At 69.9% G+C, this 17186-nt stretch carries 12 protein-coding genes and 1 pseudogene; 5 read left to right on the forward strand and 8 right to left on the reverse strand.

The window, feature by feature from the left end; all coding sequences use genetic code 11:
- Positions 1 to 168 precede the first annotated feature (168 nt).
- Entirely contained in the window at positions 169 to 3021 is a 2853-nt protein-coding gene (gene secA / locus G6048_RS28780) for a preprotein translocase subunit SecA (RefSeq protein WP_165342509.1), read from the reverse strand.
- A 243-nt stretch (positions 3022 to 3264) separates the two neighbouring features.
- Between secA and G6048_RS28785 the strand changes: the two genes are divergently transcribed.
- Positions 3265 to 3843, forward strand: a complete 579-nt coding sequence (locus G6048_RS28785; protein ID WP_165342510.1) for a GNAT family N-acetyltransferase — start codon at positions 3265 to 3267, stop codon at positions 3841 to 3843.
- Between the two features lie 113 nt (positions 3844 to 3956).
- Positions 3957 to 5159: a winged helix-turn-helix domain-containing protein gene (locus tag G6048_RS28790; RefSeq protein ID WP_165342511.1), complete on the forward strand. Its 1203-nt coding sequence runs from the start codon at positions 3957 to 3959 to the stop codon at positions 5157 to 5159.
- A gap of 87 nt (positions 5160 to 5246) precedes the next feature.
- On the opposite strand, the gene G6048_RS28795 is transcribed toward G6048_RS28790, so the two are convergent.
- The 7 genes from G6048_RS28795 to mtnA all read right to left on the reverse strand — a co-directional run bounded on the left by G6048_RS28795 (position 5247) and on the right by mtnA (position 13868).
- Positions 5247 to 6011 carry a response regulator gene (locus tag G6048_RS28795; RefSeq protein WP_165342512.1) on the reverse strand — a complete coding sequence of 255 codons (765 nt, stop codon included), beginning with the start codon at positions 6009 to 6011 and terminating at the stop codon, positions 5247 to 5249.
- 230 nt (positions 6012 to 6241) lie between these two features.
- On the reverse strand, positions 6242 to 6934 hold the full coding sequence (hpf, locus tag G6048_RS28800; protein ID WP_408056184.1) for a ribosome hibernation-promoting factor, HPF/YfiA family: 693 nt from the start codon (positions 6932 to 6934) through the stop codon (positions 6242 to 6244).
- Between the two features lie 313 nt (positions 6935 to 7247).
- Positions 7248 to 8021, reverse strand: a complete 774-nt coding sequence (locus G6048_RS28805; protein ID WP_165342514.1) for a ComF family protein — start codon at positions 8019 to 8021, stop codon at positions 7248 to 7250.
- A gap of 71 nt (positions 8022 to 8092) precedes the next feature.
- Positions 8093 to 9934 (reverse strand): LpqB family beta-propeller domain-containing protein, encoded by a 1842-nt coding sequence (locus G6048_RS28810; RefSeq protein ID WP_328827245.1) that lies wholly within the window; start codon positions 9932 to 9934, stop codon positions 8093 to 8095.
- Complete coding sequence (gene mtrB, locus G6048_RS28815) at positions 9924 to 12023, reverse strand: MtrAB system histidine kinase MtrB (RefSeq protein ID WP_165342515.1); 2100 nt, start codon at positions 12021 to 12023, stop codon at positions 9924 to 9926. The genes G6048_RS28810 and mtrB overlap by 11 nt, the downstream gene beginning before the upstream one ends.
- A gap of 1 nt (position 12024) precedes the next feature.
- On the reverse strand, positions 12025 to 12714 hold the full coding sequence (mtrA, locus tag G6048_RS28820; protein ID WP_187822996.1) for a two-component system response regulator MtrA: 690 nt from the start codon (positions 12712 to 12714) through the stop codon (positions 12025 to 12027).
- Between the two features lie 8 nt (positions 12715 to 12722).
- Positions 12723 to 13868, reverse strand: coding sequence for an S-methyl-5-thioribose-1-phosphate isomerase (gene mtnA / locus G6048_RS28825; protein WP_165342516.1), 1146 nt, complete (start codon positions 13866 to 13868; stop codon positions 12723 to 12725).
- A 140-nt stretch (positions 13869 to 14008) separates the two neighbouring features.
- Here mtnA and G6048_RS28830 point away from each other — a divergent pair, with 140 nt between their 5' ends.
- The 3 genes and pseudogenes from G6048_RS28830 to G6048_RS28840 form a co-directional block, all read left to right on the forward strand.
- Positions 14009 to 15409 carry a hypothetical protein gene (locus tag G6048_RS28830; RefSeq protein WP_165342517.1) on the forward strand — a complete coding sequence of 467 codons (1401 nt, stop codon included), beginning with the start codon at positions 14009 to 14011 and terminating at the stop codon, positions 15407 to 15409.
- Positions 15410 to 15413: 4 nt separating this feature from the next.
- Entirely contained in the window at positions 15414 to 16172 is a 759-nt protein-coding gene (locus G6048_RS28835) for a DUF4129 domain-containing protein (RefSeq protein ID WP_165342518.1), read from the forward strand.
- Positions 16169 to 17059, forward strand: a pseudogene (locus G6048_RS28840) (DUF4350 domain-containing protein); the annotation flags it as partial. The gene G6048_RS28835 and the pseudogene G6048_RS28840, both read left to right, overlap by 4 nt.
- Positions 17060 to 17186: the final 127 nt, after the last annotated feature.

Below are 17186 nucleotides of genomic sequence, written 5' to 3' on the forward strand. Positions count from 1 at the left end.
GGGCTGTGTCGATATGCGGCTCCGCCGCGCGAGCGCGACCAGCCACGACGCACCCGCAGCGTCAAACCGAGCCCCCGGCACCCAACAGCCCGAAGGGCCAGGCAACCAAGTTGCCTGGCCCTTCAAAGCGAGCCCCGCCAAACCTGCTGAACCCAGCGGAGCGAACCGTCACTTCTTGCGACGCCGCCCCTTCTGCTGCTTACGCCGCTCCGCGCGCGTGAGGCCGTCCGACTCGGAGCGCACCGGCTCCTCGTCGCTGGTGAAGTCGCCCTCGACAACGCCGCCCTCACCGTCCACGGTCGGCGCGGAGAAGTGCAGCCGGTCCGGCCGCTGCGGGGCCTCGAGCCCCTTGGCGCGGATCTCCGGACGCGCACCCGCGGGCACGGCGTCCTCCTTCTTGTCGAGCGACGGCTTCGCGTCCTCGACCGGAACCTCCTCGACCTGTTGCTCGACCTGGACCTCCAGGTTGAACAGGTAGCCGACGGACTCCTCCTTGATGCCGTCCATCATCGCGGTGAACATGTCGAAGCCCTCGCGCTGGTACTCGACCAGCGGGTCCTTCTGGGCCATCGCGCGCAGGCCGATGCCCTCCTGGAGGTAGTCCATCTCGTAGAGGTGCTCGCGCCACTTGCGGTCCAGGACCGACAGCACGACCCGGCGCTCCAGCTCTCGCATGATCTCGGAGCCGAGCTGCGCCTCACGTGCCTCGTACTGCTCGTGGATGTCGTCCTTGATGGACTCGGAGATGAACTCGGCGGTGAGACCCGCGCGGTCGCCTGCCGTCTCCTCGAGCTCCTCGATGGTGACCTTCACCGGGTAGAGCTGCTTGAAGGCGCCCCACAGCCGGTCCAGGTCCCACTCCTCGGAGAAGCCCTCGGCGGTCTCGGCGTCGATGTAGGCGTCGATCGTGTCGTCCATGAAGTGCTGGATCTGCTCCTGCAGATCCTCGCCCTCCAGGACGCGGCGCCGCTCTCCGTAGATGACCTCGCGCTGCCGGTTGAGGACCTCGTCGTACTTGAGGACGTTCTTCCGGGTCTCGAAGTTCTGCTGTTCGACCTGCGACTGGGCGGAGGCGATCGCGCGCGTGACCATCTTGTTCTCGATCGGCACATCGTCCGGGACGTTCGCCATCGACATCACGCGCTCGACCATCTGGGCCTTGAACAGCCGCATCAGGTCGTCCCCGAGGGAGAGGTAGAAGCGGGACTCGCCCGGGTCACCCTGGCGGCCGGAACGGCCGCGCAGCTGGTTGTCGATACGACGCGACTCGTGCCGCTCGGTGCCGAGGACGTAGAGCCCGCCGAGGTCCGTGACCTCCTCGAACTCGGCCCGCACCGCCTTCTCGGCCCTCTCCAGGGCGGCGGGCAGCGCCGCGGCCCACTCCTCGATGTGCTCCTCGGGGTCGAGGCCGCGCTGGCGCAGCTCGGCCTCGGCGAGGTCTTCGGGGTTGCCGCCGAGCTTGATGTCCGTACCTCGTCCGGCCATGTTCGTGGCGACGGTGACGGCGCCCTTGCGGCCGGCCTGGGCGACGATCGTCGCCTCACGGTCGTGCTGCTTCGCGTTCAGCACTTCGTGCTGGATGCCCCGCTTGCTGAGCTGCTGCGAGAGGTACTCGGACTTCTCGACCGACGTCGTGCCGACGAGGATCGGCTGGCCCTTCTCGTGCTTCTCGGCGATGTCGTCGACGACCGCGTCGAACTTGGCGACCTCGGTGCGGTAGATCAGGTCCGACTGGTCCGCGCGGATCATCGGCTTGTTGGTCGGGATCGGCACGACACCGAGCTTGTAGATCTGGTGGAACTCGGCGGCCTCGGTCATCGCCGTACCGGTCATGCCGCAGAGCTTGTCGTAGAGGCGGAAGAAGTTCTGCAGGGTGATCGTGGCGAGCGTCTGGTTCTCGTCCTTGATGTCCACCCCTTCCTTCGCCTCGATCGCCTGGTGCATGCCCTCGTTGTAGCGGCGGCCGGCGAGGATACGGCCGGTGTGCTCGTCGACGATCATGACTTCGCCGTCGATGACGACGTAGTCCTTGTCCTTCTTGAAGAGCTCCTTGGCCTTGATGGCGTTGTTCAGGTAGCCCACCAGCGGGGTGTTCACCGACTCGTAGAGGTTGTCGATGCCCAGCCAGTCCTCGACCTTGGTGACGCCGGACTCGTGGATGGCGACGGTGCGCTTCTTCTCGTCGACCTCGTAGTCGCCGGTCTCCTCGATGCCCTTGAGGGTGTTGCCCGCCTCGCCCCTCTTCAGGCGCGTGACCAGCTTGGCGAAGTCGCCGTACCACTTGGTGGCCTGGTCGGCCGGACCGGAGATGATCAGCGGCGTACGGGCCTCGTCGACGAGGATGGAATCGACCTCGTCGACGATCGCGAAGTTGTGGCCGCGCTGCACCAGTTCGTCCTTCGACCACGCCATGTTGTCGCGCAGGTAGTCGAAGCCGAACTCGTTGTTCGTGCCGTAGGTGATGTCGCAGTTGTACTGCTCGCGGCGCTGGGCCGGCGTCATGTTGGCCAGGATGCAGCCGACCGACAGGCCCAGGAACTTGTGGACGCGGGCCATCAGCTCGGATTGGCTTTCGGCCAGGTAGTCGTTGACCGTGATCAAGTGCACGCCCTTGCCGGACAGCGCATTGAGATACGCGGGCAGGGTGCCGACCAGGGTCTTGCCCTCACCGGTCTTCATCTCGGCGACGTAGCCCATGTGCAGGGCGGCGCCGCCCATGATCTGCACGTCGAAGTGGCGCTGGCCGAGAACGCGCTTGGCGGCCTCGCGGACGGTCGCGAACGCCTCGGGGAGCAGGTCGTCGAGAGCCTTCTTCACAACCGCGTCGTGCTTCGACTCGTCGGGCTCGTCGGCGAGCGCCTCGGCGATCCGCTCCTTGTACTCGTCGGTGAGGGCCCGCAGCTCGGCGTCGGAGAGGTCGATGAAGTCCTCTTCGATGGAGTTGACCTGGTCCGCGATGCGGTGCAGTTTGCGCAGGATCTTGCCTTCGCCTGCACGCATGATCTTCGAGAGGACGGACACGGGGGTATGTCTCCTTGCCGGTCGGGCCGGACGGTCGGGTTCAACAACAGTTTCAAATCACAGCTTGAGCAACGGCCATCGTAAGCGAGGACCCCACCGCGCCGGGAGGTCTGCCCGTGACAGCCACTAGGACAACGGACGGGAGTTGCGGAAGGTGCCGCGCAGCCACAACGAAAAGTAACCGGCCCTTCACACAGGGCAAAAACGATGGCTTCCCTGGGAGAGGCCGAGCAGAATCGGGCAATGGACCCCGTCACACTGACCTCCGAGCGCCTCCTGCTGCGTCCCGTGGGACCACACGACACCGACGCCGTGTACGAAGCCTGCCAGGACCCCGAGATCCAGCGCTGGACCACGATCCCGTCGCCTTATCTGCGGGAGCACGCGGATGGCTTCACGGAGCAGATGGTGCCCGACGGCTGGGCGGACGGTTCGATGTTCACGTTCGGCGTCTTCCTGCCCGCCGGTGGCGAACTCGCCGGCATGCTCGGCATCACGATGCTCTCCCCGGGAGTCGGCGAGATCGGTTTCTGGACCACGAAGGAACACCGGGGCAACGGCTACATCACCGAGGCCGCTGTCCGCGCCTCCCGTTGGGCGTTCAAGGACATGGCGATCGACCGTGTGGAGTGGCGGGCCGAGGTCGGCAACCGGGGTTCTCGCGCGGTCGCCGAACGCGCCGGCTTCACCGTGGAGGGCGTCCTGCGCTCCGGCATCAACAACAAGGGGGTACGCCGCGACTGCTGGATCGGCTCCTTGCTCCCGTCCGACATGAGGCTGCCGTCCACAGCGCCGTACCTGCCGGCCCCGCAGCATGCCTGAACCGCAGGGCTGAACGGCCGGGCTGAACCGCGGTGCCCACGTCGCCCCACCCTCCCCACATGATCACCGCAGATCAGGCCCGATTGTCAGTGGCACCCCCTATCGTGCGGGCCATGACGAGTCTGCCGCGCCCCACCGTCGAACTCTCCGCCGACGAGGCCCGCCGTATCGCCCTGCGCGCCCAGGGATTCCTCGGCGCCCCCGACCGCAAGGCCGGCGTTCGCGGTGTGCTGCGGCACCTGGGAGCGGTCCAGCTCGACACGATCTCTGTCCTCGCCCGCTCCCACGAACTCATCCCGTACGCCCGCCTCGGCGCCGTCGGCCGCAAGACGGTGGACAAGGCCTACTGGACCGCGTCACCCCCCGGCGCCTCTCCGGCCCGGCCCCACGCCTTCGAGTACTGGTCGCACGCCGCCTGCATCCTCCCCATCGAGGAGTGGCCCCACTTCGCCTTCCGCCGCCGCGCCTACCGCGCCCGCCCGCACTGGAACCACGATCTCCCGGACGGCACGTACGACCAGGTCATCAAGCAACTGAAAGCCGAAGGCCCCCTTACAGCCACGGAGTTGGGCGGCGCGAAGAAGACCAGCGAGTGGTGGGACTGGTCGGGCACGAAGGTCGCCGTCGAGCGCGCGCTGATGTACGGCGAGGTGGTGTGCGTGGAGCGGCGCGGCTGGAAGCGGGTGTACGACCTCGCCGAGCGCGCGGTCCCCGACACGCTGCTCCATGACGAGCTGGACGACACCGAGTGCCTGCTCCGTCTGGTCCGGCTCGCGGGCCAGGCGCTGGGCGTCGGTACACGCGCGGACATAGCTGACTATCACCGCCTCAAGGGTGAGCAGGTCGACGCGGTGATAGCGGACTCCGGACTGGTCCCGGTGACCGTCGAGGGCTGGGCCAAGCCCGCCTGGGCCGATCCGGCGGCCCTGGAGACCACGCCGCGCGGCCGCCACCGTACGACGCTGCTGTCCCCGTTCGACTCGCTGATCTGGGAACGCGCCCGCACGGAGCGGATCTTCGGCTTCACCCACCGCCTGGAGGCCTACGTCCCCAAGCCGAAGCGGGTGCACGGCTACTTCGCGATGCCGGTCCTCGCCGGCGGCCGCCTTGTCGGGCGCGTGGATCCCGCCCGCGAGGGCCGGACTCTGGTGGCCAAGCAGGTGACTGTGGATGGCCTCAAGGCCGTGCCCGCGGTGGCCCAGGCCCTGGTCGAGGCTGCGAGCTGGGTGGACTGCACGGACGTACGGGTGGAGAGGGTGGACGCACCGGAGCTGCGCGAGCCGCTGACGAGAGAGCTAGCGCGCGCATTGGCGTAACAGCTCCTGTGGCCCCCTTCAGGGGCGCGAGGCTGTGACATATGCGGCTCCGCCGCTAGCCGCTCCGCGGAGGGCACGGCGGAGCGGCTAGCGGATCTCGAGGATCTTCTCCCGCATCGCGTACACCACGGCCTCCATCCTGGAGTGCAACTGCAGCTTCTCCAGGATGTTCCGCACATGGTTCTTCACGGTGTTCTCGGAGATGAACAACTCCTTGGCGATATCCCGGTTGTTCATCCCGGTCGCGACCAGCTTGAGAACCTCCAGCTCACGGTCGGTGAGCCGGGGCGCCGGCACCAGCCGTCGCTCATCCGTGCGCTGGATCATCGACTTGAACTCGGTGAGCAGCTTGGACGCCATCGAGGGGCTGATCTGCGACTGCCCGTCGGCGACGGCACGAATCGCCGTCGCCACCTCGTCCGTGGAGATCTCCTTGAGGAGATAGCCGGTCGCGCCCGCCTTGATCGCGTCGTAGAGGTCGGCCTCCTCGTCGCTGATCGTCAGCATGATGATCTTCGCGCTGGGCGCCACCTCCTTGATGGACGTGCACGCCTCGATACCGCCGCGCTTGGGCATCCGTACGTCCATCAGCACGATGTCGGGCAGCAGGTCGGCGGCCTTGTCGACCGCCTCGGCTCCGTCACCCGCCTCCCCGACGACCTGGATGTCCTCCTCGGCGGCGAGCACGATCTCCAGGCCGCGGCGGAAAAGGGCATGGTCGTCCACGACAAGGACCCGGATCGGCTCCTTGCGTGGGGAGCCGGCATTCGGGCCGGAGCCCGCGTCCGGGCCCATGCCGACGACGCCGTCGTCGGCATCTTCGTCCTGCATCGGTCCGAAGCTGTCCGCCATCGTTCCTCCCCCTGAAGGCCGTGGCCTGTGTTCCTGTGCCATCGCCAACCCAAGGCAACAGCCCACCGGTTGGGGCCCGGTGCGGCCATGATTTCATGCCCGGACGACAGTCCGGTGACGTAGCGGGGCGCGAGGGGTCGCATACGGGTGCCCCTGGGGGCGCACGCACACTCCAGGGGCACCGACTGGGGGTCCCCCGGCCGACGGCCGGGGGACCTCATCGGGCGTGGTCAGCCGCCCAGCGTCCCGCCCGTCGAGGGCCTCTGCGCCTGGGCGACCATCGGGTCCGTGCTGAGGTGGATGACGCCGTAGTCGTATGCGTGCCGCCGGTAGACGACACTCGGTTCCTTGGTCTCGGAGTCGACGAAAAGATAGAAGTCATGCCCGACCAGCTCCATCTCGTAGAGAGCCTGGTCGAGGGTCATCGGAGAGGCGACGTGAGTCTTCTCGCGCACCACGAGGGGGCCTTCGCCCTTCACCTCGAGGGAGCCGATCTTCTTGGTCGGCACTGCGTCGGGCTCTTCCTCGTGGACGGTGTTGCCGTTCCCGTTCAGTGTCGCCACACCCGGAACGTGGTCGGGGACCTCAGCTGCCGTGAGCCGACGGGCACCACGGCGCGTGTAGCGCTTGTCGTGCTGCTTACGCAGCCGGGCTTCGAGCTTGTCCGCCGCCAGGTCGAGTGCCGCATACGCATCGCTGGCCGCTGCCTCTGCCCGGATCACCGGGCCGCGGGAGTGAAGCGTGATCTCCACTCGGTCGGACCGGTCGGCCTGCCGCGGGTTGGGCTCCTTGGACACCTCGACGTCGAGGCTGATCACCTTGGCATCGAGCTTCTGGATCTTCTCCAGCTTCAGCTTCTCGGCCACGTGCTTGCGGAACCGCTCTGGCACCTCGGTCTTGCGGCCCTTGACGACGATGTCCACGCAGAACTCCGTTCCCGGATCGCTCCGCATCGGTGCGGAGCAACTCCCTTTTTGCACCAGGCTCCGGTACGTCCCAGAGCCTCGGACTTGGTGACTTCCACCTCCTCCTCCCCCGTGGGCAAGATCTCCACCCCACCGCCGCGGGTGATTGCAGAAACCCGCAGGATGGCAATCCGGTATAGGAGGGACAGCACCCGGCATTCCCTCACAACCGAACATATCTCGCTCGGACGGATGTCGTCACCCTCTACCGCGGTGTACCTCCATTCCAGCGAATGAACCTCTCGCTACCTGCAACGACGTAACTTCCCGATCAGTTCCAGATTATTGCGAAAGATGACGGAGACGCAGCGACTACCGCCGCACTGATCATGTCTCCCGTGCCGTTCGGACCGCTCATTCCCGCAAACGCCTGTGGCCGCTCTCCCCGGTCTCCCACCTCCGCGAAAGCGGAGCGCAGCGCCCGCGCCGCCTCCGCCAAGGACGCGCCCGTCGTCATCACGTCGTCGACGAGTACGGCCCGTCCGCCTTCGGCCAGCAGCCGGGCGCCCCCGGCCGCCACCTCCAGGGCGCCGGCCAGATTGTCCATCCGCTGCCGGGAGTTGAGCCCCGACTGGTCGGCCACGGCACGCCGCTGCCGCAGCACGGCGAGCACCCGGGCCGGCGTCCCCGCGCGCCGCAACTCGCCCGCCGCCGCGAGCGCGATCCGCCGCGCCGGGTCATGCCCCCGCGCCCGCACCGCGCGTCGCGCGGAGGGGACGGGAACGAGCAGCACCGGCGCCCCGGGCCCGCCACCGGGCGCTCCCGCCCGTACCGCACCCGCGAGCGCCACTCCCAGCGGCCCTGCGAGCATCAGCGCACCCCGTTCCTTGTGGGCGAGGAGCGCCGCCCGCACCTCGTCCTCGTACGGAGCCGCGGCGTGCACCGCAGGGAGCTCCGGCGGCTCGGGCATCGGTCGTACCCGGCGCGGCGCGGCCCCCAGCAGGGCGGCACGGCACCCCGGGCACAGCACCGCACGAGGCCTCCCGCAGCCTCCGCACATGGCCGGCAGCACCAGGTCGGTGAGATCCTGCCACCACCTGCGCATGCCCACCACTGTGCCAACGCCTGAGCGGTCCGGCCACCCCTGTGGATGACTGCCTGTGGACAACTGCCGGGCTATCCCGGATAGACCGGCGCCGTCCCCGTCTTGACCACCTTCTGCCACTGCGCACCGGACGAAAGCCGCACAATCCCGTCCTCCGAGTGCGCCACCAGCGGCAGCCGCTCGTCCTCGGATGCGGCGATCTCCTCCACTCCGGTGAGCGCGGAAGGCGGCGCCCCGACCGGTGTGGAGCCGTCGACCTGGACGTACCGGATCTGCTGCACGCCGCCCTCCTCCTGGCCCACCACGACCAGGCGGCTGTCCCCGGCCCAGGACATGGCCGTGACCTCCTCCAGCTGCGGTGCGACCGAACGCGGGTCGTGGATCGTGACGACAGGCCGCCCATCCGGTCCGTTCTGGCGCTCGATCCGCCCCATGAGCAGCGAGGTCTTGCCATCCTCCTCGACGATCAACGCGATCCGCACCCCGTCCGCGGCCACCCGCACCGCGTCGATCCGCCCCTCGATCCCGGGCGTCCTGACCTCCAGAGGCACACCGCGGCCCTCCTCGAACAGGAGCAGCCGGGAGTTCTTCGGATCGCGGTCGGCCACCCACAGGTCGCCGCCCGCATCCCAGCTGGGCGTCGTCAGTCCGTCGTCCTCCGTCTTGGCCTTGCTCCGCAGCACGGGCTCCCCGAGCGAAGCACCGGACGCGAGCGACCCCACGTACAGCGAACGCCCGTCCAGCGAGACCCCGGCAGCGCTCTCCTCGTTCCGCGAGACCGCGGCCGTCCGCAGTGCCGTGTCGCCCGCTCCGAGCGCTCCGGGAACCGGCTCGGCCTGCTGTTCTTCGGTGGCGGCGGGTATCCGTACGAGCCGCTTCTCGCCGTCGATGAAGTACTCGTAGTGGACACGCTGCCCGATGCCGTGCGAGGCGATGATCTCGGCGTCGCTCTCCTCGATCGCGCACAGCTGTGAGCCGTCGGGGCGCTGCAGTTCGACCTCGTCGATGCCCGTGGGCGTCAGGTCCTTCAGGGTGAAGATGATCTGGGCCGCCATCTCGGCGCACTGCGTCTGCCCGACACCCTCGGCCCTCTTGTTCAGCGGCACCCTCAGCCGGTTCTGATCATCGGGCGTCAGCGTCTTGACGCCCTTCTTCAGTGCCGTACCCGTGGGGAAGCGCGACCTGACCACCGGCTTGAGCCAGCTCGTGGGCCCGTTCAGCAGTGCCTTGACCATCTGTGTCACGGGGTCGACCTGCTGGCGCACATAGACCGGATCGGCCACGGTTCCGAGCCGGTCGCCGGTCGGCGAGTTCGACGCGAAGTAGTACTTGTTGACGGAGACATAGCGGCGCTGGAAGTCGGAGTTGCCGAGCACCACGCCCTGCGGCGGCACGTCGATGCGCCACTGCTTGCCGCCGTCCGACACCTTCTGCTCCGTGAGATGAAGCGTCTCCTTGTACCTGCCCTCGGCGGGCTCGTACGCGAACTGCTGGTCCACCTCGGCGACCTTGTCACCGGTCAGCGCGTACGCGTAGTCACCGGTGGCCTCCCTGCTGCCGCTGTGCTCGGCCAGCGCGGTCGGCCCGTCCGCGAGCACCGTCGTCGAGCGCTCCGGCTGCCAGTTCTTCGAGGCTTCCTCGGTGAGGTACTTGCGCGCCGTGTCGAACTCCGGCTCATCGCTGGTCAGCGCTTCCAGGAAGCCCTGCACGATCTCGTCGGGCTGGGCATTCTCCCGCGGCGGCATCGCGAAGACCCGGACCGGCGCGTCCGGCCGCTGCGAGGCCTTGACGTCGCGCAGATCCCCGCTGTCCGGCATCGAGGCGCACCCGGCCAGCAGTACGGCTCCACAACCGACGTACACCACTACCCGCATCGGACGCCGTCGGCCGCCGCGATCGCCGTCAGCGCCCACGTGATCCCTCCCCTTGCTTCAACTGATCCGGCCCTTCGCCGGTTCCCGCGCCCTCCTCGGACGGCGCCTGGCCGGGCTCTTCGCGCTCCCCGGACTCCACGGGCGCCCCGGTCACCGCACGCGCCTCCCCAGCGGGCCGCGGCACCACGCGCGCGCCGTTGCCGGGCAGCGCCGCCGGATCCACCGCGCCCGCCAGCCGCGGGGCCACGGGCGCCCGCGGCGGCATCGGGGGTACTCCTCGCTCGCCGTGCGACTGCGCCGGCACCGTGGCGAGTTTCTGCGTGCCGTGGAGGGGCAGCCCCGCTTCGTTGAGCCCGCGGTTGCGCCGCGAGTCCTTGGGCTCCAGGGGTATCGGCGAGCCCCGGAGCGGTTCGTCCGCGGTCCGCGGCAGCGTCAGCCGGAACTGCGAGCCGCCGCCCGGTTCGCCCCACGCCTGCAGCCAGCCGCCGTGCAGCCGCGCGTCCTCCAGGGCGATGGACAGCCCCAGTCCCGTACCGCCGGTGGTACGGGCGCGTGCCGGGTCGGCCCGCCAGAAGCGGCTGAACACGCGGGTCGCCTCGCCGGGCTTGAGTCCCACTCCGTAGTCGCGCACCGCGACCGCGACCGCGCCACCCGCCGCGGCGAGCCTGACCACCACGTCCCTGCCCTCGCCGTGCTCCACGGCGTTGACGACGAGGTTCCGCAGCACCCGCTCCACCCGCCGCGCGTCGGCCTCGGCGACCACCGGCTGATGATCGCCGACGACCTTGATCTGCGTGCCCTTGCGCTCGGCGAGCGGCTCGGCCCCGCTCACCACCCGGCGTACGACCTCGCGCAGGTCTATCGGCTCGGCCTCCAGAGCCGCCGCGCCGGCATCGAACCGGCTGATCTCCAGCAGATCCGCGAGCAACGTCTCGAACCGGTCCAGCTGGTCCGCCAGCAACTCGGCCGACCGCGCGGTCACCGGATCGAAGTCAACGCGCGCGTCGTGGATGACGTCAGCGGCCATCCGTACGGTCGTCAGCGGCGTACGCAGCTCATGAGACACGTCGGACACGAACCGCCGCTGCATCCGCGACAGGTCCTCCAGCTGCTGGATCTTCAACTGAAGGTTCTGCGCCATCTTGTTGAAGGCCTCACCGAGCCGCGCGATGTCGTCCTCTCCGGTGACCTTCATACGTTCCTGAAGACGCCCGGCGGACAGCCGCTCGGCGATGCCCGCGGCCATCCGTACGGGCGTGACGACCTGCCGCACCACGAGCCAGGCGATCGCGCCGAGCAGCACCACGACGAACAGGCCGGCCGTCGCGAGCGTCCCCCTGACCAGGCTGAGCGACTTCTCCTCCTGCGTGAGCGGGAAGAGGTAGTACAGCTGGTACGGGTCGCCGTTCGGATCGTTCACCTGCTTGCCGATGACCAGCCCCGGCTGGGAGTCCTGGCCGGCCTTGTAGACGATGCGGGTGTAGCTCTGGGCCGGGAGCATGTTCTCGTCGATGCGGCGGCGCAGATCCTCCGGCACGCTCGCCGCCGGATCGACGTCGCCCGAGGAACGCGGGCCGCGCCCACCGTTGTCCGCGCCGGCGACCGTGCTGGAGGAGCTGAGCGTGACCACGGCGAAGGCGCCCTGGCCGCCGCTGGCGAGGGACTCCACGAGGTCGCTCAGCCATGCGCTGATGTTCTGGACGGGCCGCTCGTCCGTGCTCGAACCGTCGTCGCCCCCGGCGCTCGCCGCCGCGTCCGCCCGCTGCTTGGCCACCCCGAACCCACCGGTGGCCTGGCTCTCCGAGGCCCTCACCTTGGCGTCCAGCAGGCCGTTGCGCACCTGCCCGATGACGACGAAGCCGAGCAGCAGGACGACGCCCAGCGACATCAGCAGCGTCGTGACGACGACCTTGAGCTGGATGTTGCGCCGCCACAGCCGCATGACGGGCAGCAGCGGACGGCGCACCCAGCGCATGAACAGCCGCAGGACGGGGCTGCCCTGGACCCCGCCCTGCAACAGCCAGCCCTCGCTGAACCGAGCCCAAAAGGAGCTCGCGGTCCTCCGGCCGACAGGCCGCGAGCGGCGGCCCGGCTGACCGGGCGCCGGAGCGGCACTGTCCCGGGACATGTCAGCTGGGTCCGGCCTTGTAACCGACGCCACGGACAGTCACCACGATTTCCGGCCGCTCCGGGTCCTTCTCGACCTTGGAGCGAAGCCGCTGCACATGAACATTGACAAGGCGGGTGTCCGCCGCGTGCCGATAGCCCCACACCTGCTCGAGGAGCACCTCACGCGTGAACACCTGCCAGGGCTTCCGGGCCAGCGCCACCAGCAGGTCGAACTCCAGCGGCGTGAGCGCGATCGACTGCCCGTCCCGCTTCACCGAGTGACCGGCCACATCGATGACCAGGTCGCCGATGGCGAGCTGTTCGGGCGCCGGCTCCTCCGACCTCCGCAGCCGCGCCCGGATCCGCGCCACCAGCTCCTTCGGCTTGAACGGCTTCACGATGTAGTCATCAGCGCCCGATTCGAGCCCGACCACCACATCGACGGTGTCGCTCTTCGCCGTGAGCATCACGATCGGCACCCCGGACTCCGCCCTGATCAGACGGCACACCTCGATACCGTCCCGCCCCGGCAGCATCAGATCGAGCAGCACAAGATCGGGCTTGGTCTCACGGAAAGCGGCCAGCGCCTTGTCGCCGTCGGCTACGAAAGACGGTTCAAAACCTTCACCACGCAGCACAATGCCGAGCATCTCGGCCAGTGCGGTGTCGTCATCGACGACAAGGACTCGTCCCTTCATGAATGCCATCATCCCATTAACTAAATCGTTACCTGGCGTGACCTGGCACACAGCTCGGCAAGCGCCTCCGCCGTGACGGGCGAAACGGCGCCCTCCTCGGTGACGATCGCCGTCACCAGCTCGGGCGGCGTCACGTCGAACGCCGGGTTGTACGCCTGGGTACCCAGAGGTGCCACCGGAATCCCGCCTCCCGCTTCCGCTCCCGCCACCGGCACCTGGGGTGCGATGAGCTCGGTCACCTCATGACCGGCGCGCTGCTCGACCTCGATGGACGCCCCGTCCGGGGTGTCGGGGTCCACCGTCGTCACCGGCGCCACCACGACGAACGGTACGTGGTGATACCTGGCCAGCACCGCGAGCGGGTAGCTCCCCACCTTGTTCGCCACCGAACCGTCGGCCGCGATCCGATCCGCCCCGACCAGCACCGCGTCCACCTCCCCCGCCGAGAACAGCGACCCCGCGGCGCTGTCCGTGAGCAGCGTGTACGCCATCCCGTTACGCGCCGCCTCGTACGCGGTCAGGCGAGCACCCTGCAGCAACGGCCGCGTCTCGTCCACCCACAGCCTGCGCAGCCGCCCGGCCCGGTGCGCGGCGAGTGCGACGGCGAACGCCGTGCCCTCCCCGCCGGACACCAGCGCCCCGGTGTTGCAGTGCGTCAGGATCCGATGGTTGCCGCCGGGCAGCAGCTCGTCGAGCAGCGCGAGACCGTGCTCGGCCATGCGCCTGCTGGCCTCGGCGTCCTCCTGGTGGAGGGCGCGAGCGGCGGCGAGCGCGGCCTCGGCGGCCTGCTTCTGGTCACTGCCGCCGGCCAGGGCGGCACGGTGAGCCGACTGGGCCCGGCGCACGCCGTGCACGAGGTTCACCGCCGTGGGCCGTGCGCTCGCGAGCGCATCGGCGGCGTCGTCCACGTCGAATCCGCGCATGGCGGCGAGCGCGACCCCGTACGCCCCGGCGATACCCAGCAGCGGCGCCCCGCGCACGGCGAGTGTGCGGATCGCCTCCACCAGCGCCGGAGGGTCGGTGCACACAAGCTCGACCTCCTCGGCCGGCAGCCGCGTCTGGTCGAGAAGGACCAGTACAGACCCTTCCGGCGGTTCGTCCCACCGGATCGCCGGAATCTCGGTGGGCGCGTTGTCCTCGCGGGAATGCACGTACTGATCGTCCATCCGCCCAGTCTGCCCCTTCCAGGGCGGACAATTGAAGGTGTGCCGCCCATACGGGGGCCGGTCACTTCCCGGCCGCACCGTGGCACGATGGCTGCCAACCTGCCGCCGCAACCGCGAACGGGCACCGTGAAGGAGCGACGATGAAAGACACTCCGGGCTGGGCATCGCCCGGATCTGCCCCCTCGGACGGTCAGGACGGTCAGGAGCCGAACGCTTCCGGCCCTGCCGAGCCCGCGGACCGGCCCGCTGCGCCAGAGTCCACGGATCAGCCGGGACAGCCCGCACCCGACCCGTCCGGCCCAGGCCCGAAGTGGTCCAAGGAGCAGCCCCCGCCCGGCCAGTGGTCCGCACCCAGCGGCTCCCAGGGCGGCCCGGCCCAGGCCCCGCCGCCTCCACCACCGCCCGGCCCCGGCTGGGGCGGACAACCCCCCGGCGGCCCGGGCGGCGGTCCCGGATACGGCGCTCCCGGTGGCCCAGGCGGATACGGCACCGGCTACGGCCCCGGCGGCCACCACGGCTGGGGAAGCGGCTGGGGCGGCCCTCCGCCCGCCGCCAAGCCCGGCGTGATCCCGCTCCGCCCGCTCGGCGTCGGCGAGATCCTCGACGGCGCCGTGTCGACCATGCGTACGCACTGGCGCACGGTCCTCGGTATCTCGCTGACCGTCGCTGTGTTCACGGAGATCCTCGTGGTCCTGCTCCAGGGCTTCGTCCTGAACGACGCCGCGAGCTCGGACACCCTCAACGACCCGAGCGCCTCCGTCGGCGAACTCACCCGCGCCCTGGGCGACACCCTGCTGGGCTCCAGCGTCATCCTGCTGGTCTCGCTGCTCGGCACCATCGTCGCGACCGCCCTGCTCACGACCGTGACCAGCCGCGCCGTGCTCGGCAAGTCGGTGACCACCGCCGAGGCCTGGCGCGACGCCCGGCCCCAGCTGGCGAAACTCTTCGGCCTGACTTTCCTCCTCCCGTTGATCGGCGTCGCGATCGTCGCGGTAGGCACCCTGCCCGGCCTCCTGATCGCCTTGGCCGACGGTGGCGACGGCGCTGTCGCACTCGCCGTCCTCGGCGGCATGGCCGCGGGCGTCGTCGCAATCTGGCTGATGGTCCGCTTCTCGCTGGCCTCGCCCGCCCTGATGCTCGAGAAGCAGAGCATCTGGAAGTCCGTGGGCCGCTCCGCGAAGCTGGTCCGCGGCTCCTGGTGGCGGGTCTTCGGCATCCAGCTGCTCGCCACGATCATCGCGAACGTCGTCGCCTCGATCATCGTGATCCCGTTCACCTTCCTCGCCGCCGCCCTGAGCGGCGACGGTGTCAACGGCCTCTTCACCAGCGGCACCGCGGACCTCGGCTGGACCTTCCTCATCGTCAGCGGGATCGGCGCGGTGATCGGGTCGATGCTCACGTTCCCGATTACCGCGGGTGTCGCCGTGCTCCTCTACATCGACCAGCGCATCCGCCGCGAGGCCCTCGACCTCGACCTGGCCCGCGCCGCCGGCGTCCAGGGCTACGGCTCCGACGCCCCCGGCACCACCTCGGGGAGCTGATGCGGTGAGCCCGTCGGGGGGTGTTCTCACAGGGGTGCTCGCGTTGCCGGGCTCCGGCACCGCGGCCGTACTCGCGCTGCCGCGCTCCGCCGACGAACCACCGGTGACGATCCCGCGCGACCCCGCACGGGACGCGGCCCGGCGTGAGCTGTCGAAGCGGATGTACCACGAGGACGACCCCAGCTGGTTCCAGCGCGCCCTGGACGCCTTCTGGGAGTGGCTCGACAAGCTGTTCAGCGCAGCCTCCGGCGCGACCCCTGGCGGCGCACTCGGCCTCATAGTCATCGCGCTGGCAGCCGCGGCACTGATCGGTGCCCTCTGGTGGCGGCTCGGCACCCCGAGGCGCGGCCCCACGTCGGCCGCCCCGCTCTTCGACGACCGGCCGCGCAGCGCCGCCGAACACCGGGCGGCCGCCGAGAGCCACGCCGCCCAGAGCCACTGGAACCAAGCCGTCCAGGAGCGCATGCGCGCCGTCGTCCGCTCCCTGGAGGAGCGCGCCCTGCTCGAGCCCCGCCCCGGCCGCACCGCCGACGAGGCAGCCGCCGAGGCAGGCCGTACGCTCCCCTCCCACACGGATCGGCTGAGCGCCGCGGCCAGGGACTTCGACGACGTCACGTACGGCGGACGAACGGCCACACCCCAGGCGTACCAGCGCCTCACCGAACTCGACCGTGACGTGGAACGCACCAAGCCCGTCCTCGCGAGCAGCGCCCCGAGCACCCAGAGCACGGCCCACGGCACGCGCCAAGGGGCCGCCGAATGACCACCGAGGCCACCCTTGAGTCCACCACCTCGGCCTCCCCCACCGCTCGCCAGGTGTGGACTCGCGCGCGCGGTGTCCTGCTCGGGCTCGTAATCCTCCTTGTGGCCGCGATCGCGATCGCGGCGGTCCGCTCCGACGCTCAGCACGGCCGCCTTGACCCGCGCTCCGTCGATGCCAACGGCAGCCGCGCCGTCGCCGAGCTCCTCGCCGACCGCGGTGTGTCCACCCGCGTGGTCACCACCCTGGAGGACGCACGCACCGCCGCCGGCCCCGACACCACCCTCCTGGTCGCCGCGCCGGACCTGCTGACCGACCGCCAGCAGACCCGGCTCCACTCGGCGTTCGCCAACTCCGGAGGCCGCACCGTCCTCGTCGCGCCCGGCATCCCGTCCGTCGGCAGCCTCGCCCCCGGGATCACCGCCGACCCCACGCCGAGCTACGACACCACGCTCCCGCCCCATTGCGCCCTGCCCGCCGCCCAACGAGCCGGCACCGCTGACACCGGCGGCATCCGCTACACGACGACAGCGCCCGATGCCGACTCCTGCTACCCCAGCGACGGCCTGCCCACCCTGCTGCGCGTGCCGACGCTCGAAGGGGACGGCGACACCGTCGTACTCGGCGCCCCCGACATCCTCCACAACCACCGCCTCGACGAGCAGGGCAACGCCTCGCTCGCTCTCCAACTGCTCGGTTCCCGCCCCCACTTGGTCTGGTACCTCCCCTCACTCTCCGACGACTCGGCCACCGATGGCGGCGACCGCAGCTTCTTCGACCTGATCCCCTCCGGCTGGCTCTGGGGCAGCCTGCAGCTCTTCATCGCCGCAGCCCTCGCCGCCCTCTGGCGTGCCCGCCGTCTCGGCCCGCTCGTCCCCGAACGGCTCCCTGCGCAGTAAGTAATATCCGCAGATTGCAGCAGGCTTTTCCACAGGCCCGACAGCCCGGCTGTCGGGCCTGTGGTGTGTCATGAGTACGTACACGTTGCAGCGCAGGTGAGCCGAGCCCGGGGAGAGA

Source organism: Streptomyces ureilyticus, assembly GCF_011045025.1.
Taxonomy (GTDB): domain Bacteria; phylum Actinomycetota; class Actinomycetes; order Streptomycetales; family Streptomycetaceae; genus Streptomyces; species Streptomyces ureilyticus.